Consider the following 14,422-nt stretch of genomic DNA (forward strand, 5'->3'; position numbering starts at 1 on the left):
AGCATAAATCAATCAAAAATTGTAGATTTATTCAAAAGGTTTGCATGTTATTTCGCTATGGTAGATGACAGTTTAACGAACTACTAACACATTAGAAAAACTAATCTTCCTGCCGAAATATTGTCATTTTTGGTTGTAATCTGATCAGCTTAAAATGTCTGCAGTTGATAAAAATACAAACGAGAGGCAATCATGGCACAGGCAATGAACTTTGACACCATCGCAACCCCAACCGCAATGGACAAAAAAGCCTATGCGGTAAATTTCAAAGGATTGATTGCACACGCATTTGATATTGTTTTTGGTCGTAAGGCTACAGCTAAGCAATATAATGTTTCAGATTTACCGGTACACCTTCAGAAAGATATCGGTATGTATCGTTAAGAGTCTGAGAGTTTCGAATACTAAAGCGCTGGATTACCGGCGCTTTTTTGTATCTGAAAACCAAATTACAACAGTACTGCTGTTGATTGCTACGCTTGAAGCCTTCTTTACAATCTTTAAAGCTCATACAAGATAAATTTTGCTTATCTGAATGCTGTGCAAAATTTTGTATTGCTAATAAGTCGCTCCCATCTAATGACAGAGGGTTCTGCGCTTTGGTAATAGATTTCCAAGAATTTAATCTTGCTTTCATTTTTTTTTATTAGATTATGGCAAGATGTCACTGTATCAGAACGATTTTTGGAGATAATTGAAGTGGGTTTCTTATCAAAATTATTTGGACTAGGTAAACAAGAAACTAAAGCTGCAGATGTTGAGCCGATTGAATATGAAGGATATTTGATCTACCCGGAGCCAAAGGCAGAGGGGGGACAATTTCGTATTGCCGGACGTATTTGCAAACAGTTTGGGGATGAAGTGAAAACGCATGTATTCGTCCGTTCTGATTTGTTGTCTTCCAAAGCCGATGCTGAGTCATTCATGATCAATAAGGCAAAGATGTTTATTGATCAGACTGGCGACAAGATGTTCGGTTAACTTGTTTCTGTTTGCCCGCTAGTTATCTCTACCGCTAGCGGGTAATCCATGAAAGGTAGGGAGAGCTGCAGCGAATGTATGTAGTGCAACACTCATCAGGGAATGATGATTGTTTTTCCTTTCAGGGCAACCTCATTCCTTTGATGTTTTAAACGATAAAGACACTATTCAGGATGCTGAAAATGGGCATTTATAAAGTTAAATCAAGTAATATTAGTGATTTATGCATTCTTGAGTGCATGCATTATTAATTTTATTTGTGGTTTGACCTCTGTCCAGGTGTTGTAAACGTTATTTTCTTACTGTTAGAAGGTAACATTTGTTAATCATAACGACGCTTGTGTAATTTTATTTTGTATTTCGGCTACAAACTGCTTGATATTATGTTCGTGGTTGGATAAAAAATTGTTACTTATTTGCCGTAATTTAGGGATTAATAATGCAAATTGGTGTGCCTAAGGAAATACTCGCAAATGAAACGCGAGTAGCTGCAACGCCGAAAACGGTTGAGCAGTTTATAAAAATGGGGTTCAGTGTTGCTGTTGAACAGAGCGCGGGTATTCATGCAAGTTTTGATGATGCCGCCTATGAAGCAGCTGGCGCCACTGTTGTTGGATTAGAGGATGTGTGGGCTTCGGATATTATTCTGAAGGTGAATGCACCACAGGTTAATGATCAAACGGGTGTTGATGAGTTTGACCTGATCAAAGAAGGGGCAAGCTTAGTCAGTTTTATTTGGCCAGCGCAGAATGAAGATTTGCTAGAGAAACTGTCTGGTAAAAATATCAATGTAATGGCGATGGACTCTGTTCCCCGTATATCTCGAGCGCAGGCACTGGATGCATTGAGCTCGATGGCAAACATTGCGGGTTATCGCGCAGTTGTTGAGGCCGCCCATGAATTTGGTCGTTTCTTCACCGGTCAAATAACCGCTGCGGGCAAAGTACCGCCAGCTAAAGTTCTGGTTGCTGGTGCGGGTGTTGCTGGTCTTGCTGCTATCGGTGCGGCAGGAAGCTTAGGTGCAATTGTTCGTTCATTTGACGTTCGACCTGAAGTTAAAGAGCAGGTTGAATCGATGGGCGCTGAATTCCTTGAGGTTGACTTTAAGGAAGACACGACGACTGGCGATGGCTATGCCAAAGAGATGTCTGATGACTTCAATAAAGCAGCTGAAAAACTCTACGCCGAGCAAGCAAAAGACGTCGATATCATTATCACTACCGCTTTGATTCCTGGCCGTCCGGCGCCGAAGTTGATCACCAAAGAAATGGTTGATTCAATGAAACCGGGTAGTGTGATCGTGGATTTAGCTGCAGCTAACGGCGGTAACTGCGAATACGCTGAAGCAGGCAAAGTCATCACAACTGCAAATGGGGTCAAAGTCATTGGCTATACCGATATGGTAGGCCGTTTGCCGACTCAGTCATCTCAGCTCTACGGTACTAACCTAGTCAACCTGTTCAAACTGCTATGTAAAGAAAAAGACGGTACTATCGACATCGATTTTGATGATGAAGTCCTACGTGGTTTGACCGTCATTAAAGAAGGTGAAGTGACTTGGCCTGCGCCACCAATCAAGGTTTCTGCTGCGCCAGCACCTGAAGCTAAGCCTGTCGAAGCGCCAGTTAAACAGGAAGAAAAGCCAGCTTCGCCAGCTAAAAAGTATGGTTTTATGGCTGCGGGTATTGCAGCCTTTGGCTGGGTTGCCAACTACGCGCCTTCTGAGTTCCTTGCTCACTTTACGGTATTTGTATTGGCCTGTGTGGTGGGTTACTACGTGGTATGGAACGTAACACACGCGTTGCATACACCACTTATGTCGGTAACTAATGCGATTTCAGGCATCATTATCGTCGGTGCACTGCTGCAGATAGGGCAGGGAAGTGGCTTGGTCACCTTCCTCGCGTTTATTGCAGTTTTGATAGCCAGTATCAATATATTTGGTGGCTTCACAGTAACCAAGCGCATGCTTGAAATGTTCCGCAAAGATAGATAAAGGAGTAACAAATGTCTGCAGGAATCGTACAAGCAGCTTATATTGTTGCTGCGGTATTATTTATCATGTCACTGGCGGGTCTTTCTAAGCAGGAAACGGCACGTTCGGGTAACTACTATGGTATTGCCGGTATGGCAATCGCCTTGATCGCGACTATTTTTGGCCCAGAATCGCAGGGAACTGTTTGGGTAATTATCGCGATGATTATTGGTGGTGCTATCGGTATTTACTACGCTAGACGCGTTGAAATGACCGAGATGCCTGAGCTGGTTGCTATTCTTCACAGTTTTGTGGGTATGGCGGCAGTGCTGGTTGGTTTCAATACCTACTTCGACCATGGTGATCTTAGCGGGGTAATGCTGAATATCCACTTGGTGGAAATTTTCCTTGGCGTGTTCATTGGTGCAGTAACCTTTACTGGATCGGTGGTTGCGTTCGGAAAGCTTCGTGGAAGTATTTCATCTAAGCCATTAATGCTACCTCACCGTCACAAGCTGAACTTGGCTGCGGTGGTGGTTTCATTCTTGTTGATGGTTGCATTTGTTAAGGCTGAAGGTTCGACAATTGCATTGATCGTCGTTGCATTGATCGCTTTTGCGTTCGGTTATCACTTGGTTGCATCAATCGGTGGTGCCGACATGCCAGTTGTTGTATCTATGCTGAACTCCTACTCAGGCTGGGCAGCAGCGGCGGCAGGCTTCATGCTGGCCAACGACCTGCTTATTGTAACGGGTGCTTTGGTGGGCTCTTCAGGTGCCATCCTGTCTTACATCATGTGTAAGGCAATGAACCGTTCATTTATCAGTGTTATCGCGGGTGGCTTCGGTACTGATGGTTCTTCAGCTGCAGCCGACGAAGATCACGGCGAACATCAGGAAGCATCGGCAGAAGAAGTGGCTGAAATGCTAAAAGATGCACGTTCAGTGGTTATCACTCCTGGATACGGTATGGCAGTTGCGCAAGCCCAGTACCCAGTTCATGAGATCACCGAAAAGCTGCGTAACAAAGGCGTTGATGTTCGTTTTGGTATTCACCCTGTAGCTGGGCGCTTGCCGGGTCACATGAACGTTCTATTGGCTGAAGCGAAAGTACCTTACGACATCGTGCTAGAGATGGACGAAATCAATGACGACTTCAGCGAAACAGATGTTGTGTTGGTTATCGGTGCTAACGATACGGTTAACCCAGCAGCGATGGAAGATCCGAACAGTCCGATTGCTGGCATGCCAGTGTTGGAAGTGTGGAACTCCAAGCATGTTATCGTCTTCAAGCGTTCGATGAACACAGGCTATGCTGGTGTTCAGAACCCATTGTTCTTCAAAGAAAACTCGCAAATGCTGTTTGGTGATGCGAAAGAGTCTTGTAATAAGATCCTTGAGCACATCTAACTGTTGAGATAGTAAGAGCGTAATAGTAGAAAGGGAGCCATGTGCTCCCTTTCTTTTGTCTGGAAGATGCCGATATAGTTAAACCTAAAATGTGAATTAGGTATAATTGTTTGTTAGTTATCATATTTTACCGATATGATTAAGTTTCTAACGTTTATCGCCGTTTGAATATCGAAGGTGATTGACGCGATTTGAATGCACATTTATCCATCAGGCTAATGACAAAGCCCTGACATATCCCAAAAGCGGGGTGATAGACTTCACTTATGAAAAAATTCGTCTTACTGATCTCATTGCTGCTTGCTGGCACTAATACTGCTTCGGCAGAGAACTTACCTGAGCGCCTTAATGGAGTTCGGGCTGAGCTGTTGGCAAGCGAGGCAGTAGCGACGTATGATTTCAGACAGCTACAAGGCCAGTTTCCAACGCAGCTACTGTTACCTTCATCTCTGTTACCACAGTCAGCGACATATCCTCTGAAATCGCTTCAGCGGCTTTATAATAGTTCGTTGACTTGTAAAGGTCCGTGGCCGGTTACGCCATTGCTCACTCAGCCATTGGTGTTTACTCGTGCTATTTGTAATAACACTGTGTTACCAATCGGGTGGTTTGCAAGGGCAGGATATATTCATCCTGGCGGAGGAAGTTATGCCTCAAGGTATTTGGAAAAGCATCCTGATTTAAAAGGCAAATTAGGGGATTTTCTTCATATTCAAGAACGTGACCTAGCGCCAACGAATACCGTACTAGGGCGCCTGCAGCGAATGAGTCGTGATGAAATTCAGGTCTATATCGCTGGGGCGGAAGCCTTCATATCAAATGGAGAGCTTTGGATTCGTAATGGTAACGAATACAACATCTATGATCAGCCAAGGTGGTCCCCGGTTCTGAGCCAGTTTGATGTGAATTTTACGCGACTCGATACAACCAGTTTTTGTATTTTGAAAAGCGGTAATATCTGCTGGGAAGAAGAAGATAAATCGCATCTTACCTTCTATCTTTTAGTCGGGTTGTTGGTTGTTAATGTAAGCTTGCTATTTGGCTGGGGTTTCTATCGTTGGCGAATCCGCCGTCGCGCCATGCAAGAGAGGATGTTGGTGCTGCAGATCCTGACTCACGAACTGAGAACACCAATCGCGAGTTTGGCTATGACAGTAGAAGGGTTTCGCAGACATTTTGATGCGCTGCCAGAAACCTTATATGATGAGTTCAGGCGTCTGACTGAAGATTCAAGGCGTCTAAGACAGCTTGCAGAGGCAAGTAAAGATTACTTACAGGCGAATCAACAGGAGCTGAGTGTTCAACATGTTGATTCGTTTAATGAGTGGGTTGAGTACCTGAGTGAACCGTATGAGGTAACACTGGATCTTGCTGAGGACCGCCCTGTAGATGTAAATATTTATTGGTTGGGCACTTGTATCGACAATCTGTTGTCTAATGCCCATAAGTATGGCGTTAAGCCTGTAAAATTAACATCATCGTATTCGAACGGAAAACTTATTGTAAGCGTTTCAGATAACGGTCAGCTCGGTGCAAAAGACTGGGCAAGATTAAGAAAGCCATTCGTAAGCGAACGCGGACTAGGGCTTGGACTTACAATCGTTGAATCGATGATCCGAAGAATGGGGGGACGAATGAAGTTAGTTGGCCCTCCTACCACTTTTATATTGGAGATACCGTGTGAATCAAACTCTGCTTCTGGTTGAAGATGACCGCAACCTTGCTGATGGTTTACTCGAGAGCTTAAAAGGGGCAGGTTACCACTGCCTATATGCTGATTGCGCGTCGAATGTTGCTGAGCAGTGGGCTCAAGCTGATCTCGTTGTACTTGACCGTCAGTTACCTGAGGGAGACTCCCTGAGTTACTTGGGTGACTGGTTGAAGATAAAACATGTGCCAGTGATTCTGCTGACTGCGATGGTGTCAGTGTCCGATAAAGTCATTGGTTTAGATTCTGGTGCTAAAGACTACCTCACCAAACCTTTCGCTGAGGAAGAGTTATTGGCCCGTATCCGCCTTCACCTTCGTTCCGGTGCACCGGAGGCTGTACCGAGTAATACAGTTTCAGTTGGTGATATTACGATTGATCTGGATAGCCGAGAGGTCATTCAGGGTGGTGACGCTGTCACTTTGACGCGTACGGAGTTCGAACTTTTGGTCTTTTTAGCAAAGAATGCGGGACGTGTGTTTACCCGTGATGAGCTTCTTGATCAGGTATGGGGCTATAACCATTACCCGACAACACGTACTGTGGATACCCATATTCTACAGTTGCGACAGAAGCTTCCAGGTATTGAAATTGAGACCCTCCGTGGCGTGGGTTATCGAATGAAATCGGCATAAGATGTCTCACTTTTCAATTGCTTGTTCTCTTTTCGTGTTGCATTCGGCGCTATGGGCGCCGAATGCACTCGCTAATTGGTTTGTATCGCAAGATGTGTTCACTTTGGCCCATCAAAAATTACTCGAAGGTAAAACCAACGAGAGTTTTGGCGCTATGGTGCAAGCTTGGCAGCAGTCACCGAATATTGAACAGCAGAATAATCTAAATGATTTACTCCAACTCGCAATTACTGAAGATTGTGGGCGTAGCCTTGATGTAACCGCCTTACCACCTTGGTTGTCTACTTTGGTGATTCAGCGAGAAATGGTCCAAAACCAGAATCAGGTTTTACCTCGTCTTGCGATCACGGGGACTTCAGAACAGCGTATTACCAACATTGATTTTATTCGTTGGCCAGAGCAGTCAATTTTATCAGCTACACCTAAAACAGATAAAGGTGGCTACTTTTCACTTGAAACCAAACGATTAGAAAAAGCGAGCAGCGAAGGCCTGTATCAAATGATAATCAGTGCTGACGGTGAGGAGAGCTATAAAACTTGGGTTTTGCTAACCCGGCCTCAGAGCAAGCAACGAATTGGTTGGGTTGATAGTCAGAATTGGCGTATAGAGCGAAACGGCCTGCCAGATAAAGTATGTCCATCCCCTGTGCTATCAATGAACATTTATGATCTCAATGATACGTCATGGACACCACTATGGACGGAAAATGTCGACGGTAAGCTGCCTACAACCTTGCCTGATGTAGACCTTCCTGATGGGCGCTATTGGCTAAGTGTCGGTATTATTCATAGCCGATGGCAGGGTGAAATCGCGGTACGTGATATTCAAAGTATTACGAGACCAGTAGAGCATTCTGAAATGTAATATGGTTTTCTCATCTAATAATTATATGTAAGTCTAATTCATCTAATTGATTATTGGCGGTTTTAATTAGGGACCTTAATTTAGATCTAAAGATGTATTTTCATTGCAAATTTAAAGGTGTATTATTAATGCATCTTTAAAATGGGTGATGAAACCATGATGCAAATCCTTGATAGCGAAAAAGAGCAGAAGATCCTGCCATTATTTCGTTTAGCCTTCCGACCTTTCTTCCTCGCAGCCAGCTTACTGTCTGTTGTTTCTATGCTTCTTTGGGGGCTGTTCTGGGCTGGGAATGTTTCTTTAGCTAGCTACATGTACAGCAATCCTGTTTGGTGGCACAGCCATGAAATGCTATTTGGTTTTACGGGAGCCATTATAATTGGATTCCTGTTAACAGCGGTTCAAAATTGGACTGGTAACCCAGGCGTTAGAGGGTGGAAGCTTGCGGTAATCTTTGCTTTCTGGTTAGTAGCACGATTGGCGATGTTTTCAAGTACGCCGCACTTAATTTGGATGCTGGTTGATTTAACCTGGATGCCGTTGGCTGCAGGGTTTTTAGCTCATCCGATTATCATACGTCGTCAATGGAACAATTTGTTTTTTGCCCCGTTAATCATATTGATGACAGTATTAAACGCTTTTTTCCACCTTATTGCCCTTGGATTGATCGATACACCATTGCGAACGGTTTCTTTTGCAACGGTTATGGTCATCAGTGTGATTGTACTGGTGGTTGGGGGCAGGGTGATTCCATTCTTTACCTGGCGCGGTACCCAAACTGAGCAAATTACGCGCATTAAATGGTTGGAATACGGAGCTTTAATACCAAGTTGGTTGCTGTTGTTAAATGTACTTTTACCTGTTCCAGAAGCCATTTCAGCATTTACCTTACCAACATTGCTTGTGGTAACAGGTTTGATGAACCTAGTCCGTTTCATCCGTTGGCGCAGTTTATCTACGGTAAATGTCCCATTGCTATGGTTGCTTCACTTTGCATACTTGGCCATGGTGATTGGCATGATATTACTAGGCCTGCATTTCTGGTCAGACAGTGTGGGATATAGCTTAGCTTTACATACTTTAACGGTAGGTGGGATCGGCTGCATGATTTTAGCGATGATTGCCCGTGTGTCATTAGGCCATACAGGTAGAGCGTTACAAATTAAACCGCTGATAGTAGTTGCGTTTGTTGCGTTGGTATTGGCGACTTTATCACGTACCTTGTTAATTGCTATGTATCCAGCACTGACAATTCAGGCATATGTTGTATCGGCAGGCTTATGGGCCTTCTCGTTCGCTATTTTTACGGCAGTGTATTATCCCATTTTATCTAAACCCCGTGTAGACGGACGCCCGGGCTAACGATAAATAGCAGGTGACAACAAGAGCGCAAGTCAATAAACTATGCGCTCTATTATTTCGGGTAAGATGATTTATGTTTAACAACACTCCGACACTGACTCACGCGCAGCAACAAGAAGCGGCAGAAAAAATTCATGAGCTGATGGCACAGGGGATCAGCAGCGGCGAAGCGATTATGATGGTGGCTAATGCCATTCGTGAAGCTGAGGCTAAAAAAGCTGAGTCGGAAGACGAGCAGGAATAATTTGTCTTATCCCTGATACGAATCTATGAAACGGGCGCCAATTGGCGCCCGTTTTTTCATCAAATCGTGCAATAAATCCCAGTTGTTTATGTGGGATTGAGTAAAATCATTCTTTGAAAGAGTGAATCACATCCTGATTTCAATTTGGCCTAATTTTGTTTGGGTGTGGTCGTGTCAGATTTAGATGAAGGAGGGAAGGATGAATAACCGTTACCTCAAGGCTCGTACTTTGGCCCGGGCTAAGCACACAGGACAGATGTACGGTGACGTTCCATATTATATCCATCTCGATGCAGTTTCACGTTTAGCCAGCCCCTTTGGTACTGATGCCATGATTGTGGCCCAACTGCATGACGTACTTGAAGATACTGAAACTACTGTCGACGAATTAGCGGCTGACTTCGGGTTTCTCGTTGCTGATGCTGTTTGTTATATGACAGATGATAAGCTTGAGAGTCGGCAAGATAGGAAACATCAAATCAACCAAAGATTGGCAACGTTAGACACGGTAGAAGAGGCCGCCAGAATTGCTTTAATCGTTAAAGCGTGCGACCGGCTAGCGAATGTGCGTGCGAGCTTATACAGCAATCATCATTACTATCAACTCTATCAAGAAGAGCATCAAGCATTTAAACAGTCTGTATATCGAAAAGGGCTTTGCGAAGCGATTTGGTGGGAATTAGATAATCTACTGCGTTACTCAGAAGCATCATAAGAAAAGGGCTCAATTGAGCCCTTTTCATTGAGTGACGTATAGCGACAGCCCTGGCGGGATATATTACTCTTCGTCGTAAATCGTCGGAATTGGCTGACGCTTGTGTTGCGTTGCCTTGTAGATGCCGACCAAACGGTCTGATACGGTTTGGTCAACTGGCTTGCCTTCAAGGAAATCATCAATTTGATCGTAGCTAACGTTGAGCGCGTCTTCATCGGCTTTCTGTGGAGTCAACTCTTCAAGATCAGCGGTTGGTATCTTGTGTACAAGCAACTCTGGCGCACCCAGTTTATCCGCAACTTGTCGAACCTGGCGTTTGTTCAAGCCGAATAAAGGAGCAAGGTCGCAAGCACCATCACCAAATTTGGTGTAAAAACCGGTAATGTTTTCAGCTGAATGGTCAGTACCAAGAACCAAACCGCCAACGAGTCCAGCGATTTCATACTGGGCAATCATACGGGTACGGGCTTTAACGTTACCTTTAACGAAGTCAATGGCCCCTTCGCTCTCAGGAATAAGGCCTGTGCCTTCAAGTGCCAATAGTGTGCTGGCATGGGTACCATCTACGCCGTCTTTAATATTGACGCTTACTGATTGGGTTGGTTTTATAAAAGACAGGGCAAGCTGAGCTTCATCTTCGTCTTTTTGCTCACCATACGGTAAACGGACAGCGATAAACTGGTATTCGTTGGTATTTTCAGCTGCATTCAGGCCTTCAATTGCCAATTGTGAAAGGCGGCCAAGCGTGGTTGAATCAACACCACCACTGATACCCAAAACCAGTGATTTGCATCCTGACTGTTTGAGCTTCTTTTGAATAAACGCAATGCGGCGTTCAATTTCAAAGTCCACATCAATTTCCGGTAATACGCGCATTTCTTCGCGAATTAACTGTTCCATAATGAATCGATCCTCAGGGGCTTGCCCAATTTGTAACCATATAGCTTTATTTAATGCAAAAAAGAGATGAAATGCATTAAACCTTTTGCAAAATATGCGATAACTCTATGTAAGGATCAATCCTCTTACGTTAAATAAGTCAAATAAACAGTAAAACGGCATAAAAAAAGGACATTCCAGTCATGACTGCATCAATTGCCATCTTCGGCAGTGCTTTTAACCCACCGAGTTTAGGTCACCAGTCAGTTATTGAACGACTGACGCATTTTGACAAAGTGATACTACTACCAAGCTATAGTCACGCTTGGGGGAAGCAGATGTTGGACTATGATGCGCGATGCAAACTGGTAGAAGCTTTCATTGAGGATCTAGAACAGAGCAACCTAGAACTGTCGAGACTCGAAGAAGAGATCGCTGTTGGCGATGAAGCCATCACAACGTTTGCTGTTCTTGAAGCACTTGAAAAAAAATACACGGATGCAAACCTTACATTTGTTGTTGGTCCGGATAACTTTCTAAACTTCGGCAAGTTCTTCAAGGCTGATGAAATCATGCAGCGCTGGCAGGTGCTTGCGTGTCCTGAAACCGTCAAGGTGCGCAGTACCCAAATCCGTGAGCAAATTATCAATAGTCGCACAATTTCACATTTAACGACCAAGAAGGTTGTTAAAATGCTGGCTGAAAATAAGTGGTATGCCAAATAGGTGAAGATACCGTTGATTTAATTAGCTTTGGGTTTGATTTAGTCGTTACCGTTTTTGTGTTAAATCGCTGTGTTGAATAGCTGTTTTGAATGGTTGTGTTGAATGGTTGTGTTGAATATTTCCTCTGGATTATTGTTGTCAGCAATATACTTTAATAGCTCTACATGTATCGCGCCTGTTGATGGTGAACGGTCTCAACCAGAGGCAGAAACTCAATATACCCAACAAATCGAGTGTTCGGCTGTTTATGCTATGCCTACAGAGAGTGGTTACAATTCTCCGGATGCATTCTCTGATCCAGTTTTTGAGTGGAATGCCAGTGAAACGCAAAAAGATAGCTTTTGGGATAACTGGGCACGCCAATTTGATTCTCCGTTTGTCTCCTCCAATGTTTCATCAAGCTTTTATGGTCTAGGTGTGTGGATGCCTGATAAGTTTGCCGAAGACGACTTAATGGATTTTGAAGAAGTCAAAGAGCTGATAAGGAAATACGGTCTACAGATGAGTTTTGGTATTGGTGGTGAAAACGGTCAATCGCCACGGCTACGTTTTGATTATCGCTGGCATGAAGATCGCGACTTAGAGGATGTCTTCATTCAAGTTGAAATTCCTTTCCAATAAGCTATTTCATTTAATACTCAATAACTTTTGATGCTAATTTATTCATGTCATATCCTTGCAGCTCCACTTCATGGAATGAAAGAGCCTCTAGATCAGGGAAGCGTTCAGCCATAAGTTCATGATCTCTACTTGTCGCATAACTGTGGTGGATGACACCAAATCCACTCGGGTACGGCGTATTCCACAATTGACTATTAGCAACTAGGCTAGACGTGATGAACTGCCCAATATATGTAACTTCGTCTTCAGTGATATCAAAATAAATAGCAAGATTTTGATTAGAAGTAGAACGCACGGTTTTACGGCCATTGCTCCCCTTAAATTGCACTTGGTTTATTTCATAGCGGCCGATAGGAAGTTCTGCAACGAACAGCTGGCCTTTATCATGCTCGTTTTCAAAGTCAGACTTGGCTTGAGTGTTGGTTAATGTGATTTCATCTGTCTTGCCGACTGGACGGATTGAGAGGGTAGTGATGATTCCTTCGCCTGTTGAGGGCCATACTGTCGTTACACCAAGGCTACCAGCAAGATAGCCAGTCGCACTGGTTTTATTGGCGATAGTTTCTGGCACATTGATATAGATACCAGAACTGCATCCCCAGATAAACAAGCAAAATGTAAGAGTGATGAAGCGTTTCATTTGTTGCGTCCTTGCAATGGCGTCGCCGATCATACCGAGTACGTTGTATAACGTTATATGCTATTTAACATGATACATAGCGAATAAGACAGTTATGTAAACAAAATTTGTTAATTTGGTACATGAAATTAGTGAATCTACCAATAGATTAGCCTGAAATGGCGCATTTTTGCTCGTAAAGTGGGATAAAGTGAATATTGACTCACAGCTTGTGCTACTCTGGCAAAAAATTATCTGTAATCTGTAATGAGTCTCATTGTTATTCAAAAGATAAAGTCTACTTTTTGTCTCGGTGATCGAGATGGATTAGCGTTCAAGTTATTTTCTTCATTTGCGATTAGCTTGTTTATCATTCTCTTGTTACAGAACCTTGCTGAAGCAGCATTGGTAAGAGTGATGCTGCATGTTCCAGAAAAGATTAAGGCAGATATGGTAGAGATGGCCTATCAGGCTGAAGTCAATATCCGTGAGGGGGATATGGATGAACTTGCTGATTGGGAAAGGGGACAGAAATACTATTTGTTTGTGTTAGACGAAAAACAACAAGCAATTAGTGGAAGGGAGATGCACCCACATTTCGAATTTAAGCTGCAGTATGCCCGCGACATTGACACGGTTTTTGATAATGAGGTTAATCAACCGATCATTGCTATCCCGCTACAGACTGGACATACCATTTATATTCAGTTTCCGCACCATCATCATCCCGCACGTTTTTTTACTTACTACTTTACTGTGATAAAGGTAGTCATTGCAGGTCTGATACTAGGCGTGTTGTCTCTGATCCTTGCGAGGCATTTGCAACAACCGCTGAATAAGCTTCAGGTAGCAAGTCAGCGTTTAGCTGAGGGGGACTTTTCGGTCAGAGTGGGCCATGAGGTTGGTGATACAGTGACTGAGTTTTCTGCCCTTGCTAACAGCTTCGACCATATGACCCGGCGGATCGATGCTTTATCGGAAAAGCAAAAAAGTTTGATAAGGGATGTGTCGCATGAGCTTAAAACGCCATTAGCTCGACATGATTTAGCCTTGCACTTATTGAGAAGAAAACTGCCGGATGAGCAGCAAGGTTTATTGGATCGTCTTGAGCGAGAGTCTTGTGAAATGAACGAGCTGGTCAGCGAGATCCTTGAATATAGCCGATTGGAAAATGCCAACTACCAATTGAAACTGCACCCAACTGATCTATCAAGTCTATGCGTTTTTCAAGTTGAAAAGATGAAAGATGCATTGCTAAGTGGACAGTCATTACAATTTAATAATGATCAGAGTGAAATGTTGGCGGTAGCGGATAACAGCTTGGTACTTCGTATTTTGAACAACTTAATTGGCAATGCCATCAAGTATGCGGGTAAGCAGGCAAATATCAGTGTTTCTGTTAGGTCTTTAGGGGAGGAAGCGATTGAAATGTGGGTGGAAGACACTGGAAAAGGCATCTCAACACAGAATATCACCACAATCTTTGACCCGTTTACCCGGATTGAATCATCGCGTGAAAAGCAAGCTGGTGGCTATGGGCTAGGGCTGGCGATTGTGAAAGAAGCGGCAACCATCATGAATGGTAAAGTTGAAGCGGAAAACCTGGCTGATGGCTTTCGTGTAAGAGTTCAATTGCCTAGAGCCGTATAACTGAAAAAAGCCCGATGCATTGCATCGGGCTTAG

At 43.7% G+C, this 14,422-nt stretch carries 15 protein-coding genes; 13 read left to right on the forward strand and 2 right to left on the reverse strand.

Annotation, left to right across the window (positions count from 1 at the left end):
- Positions 1-192: 192 nt before the first annotated feature.
- The 10 genes from ACXAD4_RS28080 to ACXAD4_RS28125 all read left to right on the forward strand — a co-directional run bounded on the left by ACXAD4_RS28080 (position 193) and on the right by ACXAD4_RS28125 (position 9,894).
- The gene (locus ACXAD4_RS28080; protein ID WP_475245415.1) at positions 193-384 is read left to right on the forward strand and encodes a hypothetical protein; all 192 of its coding nucleotides are present in this window, start codon (positions 193-195) and stop codon (positions 382-384) included.
- Between the two features lie 315 nt (positions 385-699).
- Positions 700-981 carry an HlyU family transcriptional regulator gene (locus ACXAD4_RS28085; RefSeq protein WP_475245689.1) on the forward strand — a complete coding sequence of 94 codons (282 nt, stop codon included), beginning with the start codon at positions 700-702 and terminating at the stop codon, positions 979-981.
- 439 nt (positions 982-1,420) lie between these two features.
- Positions 1,421-2,977: a Re/Si-specific NAD(P)(+) transhydrogenase subunit alpha gene (locus ACXAD4_RS28090; protein WP_475245417.1), complete on the forward strand. Its 1,557-nt coding sequence runs from the start codon at positions 1,421-1,423 to the stop codon at positions 2,975-2,977.
- An 11-nt stretch (positions 2,978-2,988) separates the two neighbouring features.
- Positions 2,989-4,365, forward strand: coding sequence for a Re/Si-specific NAD(P)(+) transhydrogenase subunit beta (gene pntB, locus ACXAD4_RS28095; RefSeq protein ID WP_222550963.1), 1,377 nt, complete (start codon positions 2,989-2,991; stop codon positions 4,363-4,365).
- Between the two features lie 266 nt (positions 4,366-4,631).
- Positions 4,632-6,071 carry a sensor histidine kinase VxrA gene (gene vxrA / locus ACXAD4_RS28100; protein ID WP_475245419.1) on the forward strand — a complete coding sequence of 480 codons (1,440 nt, stop codon included), beginning with the start codon at positions 4,632-4,634 and terminating at the stop codon, positions 6,069-6,071.
- Positions 6,046-6,708 (forward strand): response regulator transcription factor, encoded by a 663-nt coding sequence (locus ACXAD4_RS28105; RefSeq protein ID WP_475245421.1) that lies wholly within the window; start codon positions 6,046-6,048, stop codon positions 6,706-6,708. Before vxrA ends, ACXAD4_RS28105 begins: the two co-directional genes overlap by 26 nt.
- A gap of 1 nt (position 6,709) precedes the next feature.
- Positions 6,710-7,573, forward strand: a complete 864-nt coding sequence (locus ACXAD4_RS28110; protein WP_475245423.1) for a DUF2861 family protein — start codon at positions 6,710-6,712, stop codon at positions 7,571-7,573.
- 141 nt (positions 7,574-7,714) lie between these two features.
- Positions 7,715-8,935: an NnrS family protein gene (locus ACXAD4_RS28115; protein ID WP_475245425.1), complete on the forward strand. Its 1,221-nt coding sequence runs from the start codon at positions 7,715-7,717 to the stop codon at positions 8,933-8,935.
- Between the two features lie 73 nt (positions 8,936-9,008).
- Positions 9,009-9,179: a YoaH family protein gene (locus ACXAD4_RS28120; RefSeq protein ID WP_317520189.1), complete on the forward strand. Its 171-nt coding sequence runs from the start codon at positions 9,009-9,011 to the stop codon at positions 9,177-9,179.
- Positions 9,180-9,378: 199 nt separating this feature from the next.
- Positions 9,379-9,894 carry a phosphohydrolase gene (locus ACXAD4_RS28125; RefSeq protein WP_475245426.1) on the forward strand — a complete coding sequence of 172 codons (516 nt, stop codon included), beginning with the start codon at positions 9,379-9,381 and terminating at the stop codon, positions 9,892-9,894.
- Positions 9,895-9,957: 63 nt separating this feature from the next.
- Here ACXAD4_RS28125 and nadE read toward each other — a convergent pair whose 3' ends face one another.
- The gene (nadE, locus tag ACXAD4_RS28130) at positions 9,958-10,794 is read right to left on the reverse strand and encodes an ammonia-dependent NAD(+) synthetase (RefSeq protein WP_475245427.1); all 837 of its coding nucleotides are present in this window, start codon (positions 10,792-10,794) and stop codon (positions 9,958-9,960) included.
- A 182-nt stretch (positions 10,795-10,976) separates the two neighbouring features.
- Here nadE and ACXAD4_RS28135 point away from each other — a divergent pair, with 182 nt between their 5' ends.
- Together ACXAD4_RS28135 and ACXAD4_RS28140 are read left to right on the forward strand one after the other, a co-directional pair.
- Positions 10,977-11,498, forward strand: a complete 522-nt coding sequence (locus tag ACXAD4_RS28135; protein WP_475245428.1) for a nicotinate-nicotinamide nucleotide adenylyltransferase — start codon at positions 10,977-10,979, stop codon at positions 11,496-11,498.
- A 102-nt stretch (positions 11,499-11,600) separates the two neighbouring features.
- Positions 11,601-12,119 (forward strand): hypothetical protein, encoded by a 519-nt coding sequence (locus ACXAD4_RS28140; protein WP_475245429.1) that lies wholly within the window; start codon positions 11,601-11,603, stop codon positions 12,117-12,119.
- 10 nt (positions 12,120-12,129) lie between these two features.
- Here the strand turns inward: ACXAD4_RS28140 and ACXAD4_RS28145 are convergent, their stop codons facing one another.
- Positions 12,130-12,759: a hypothetical protein gene (locus ACXAD4_RS28145; RefSeq protein ID WP_475245430.1), complete on the reverse strand. Its 630-nt coding sequence runs from the start codon at positions 12,757-12,759 to the stop codon at positions 12,130-12,132.
- A gap of 246 nt (positions 12,760-13,005) precedes the next feature.
- Here ACXAD4_RS28145 and ACXAD4_RS28150 point away from each other — a divergent pair, with 246 nt between their 5' ends.
- Complete coding sequence (locus tag ACXAD4_RS28150; RefSeq protein WP_475245431.1) at positions 13,006-14,388, forward strand: HAMP domain-containing sensor histidine kinase; 1,383 nt, start codon at positions 13,006-13,008, stop codon at positions 14,386-14,388.
- Positions 14,389-14,422: the final 34 nt, after the last annotated feature.

This window comes from Photobacterium sp. AWH4_225, from assembly GCF_056158405.1.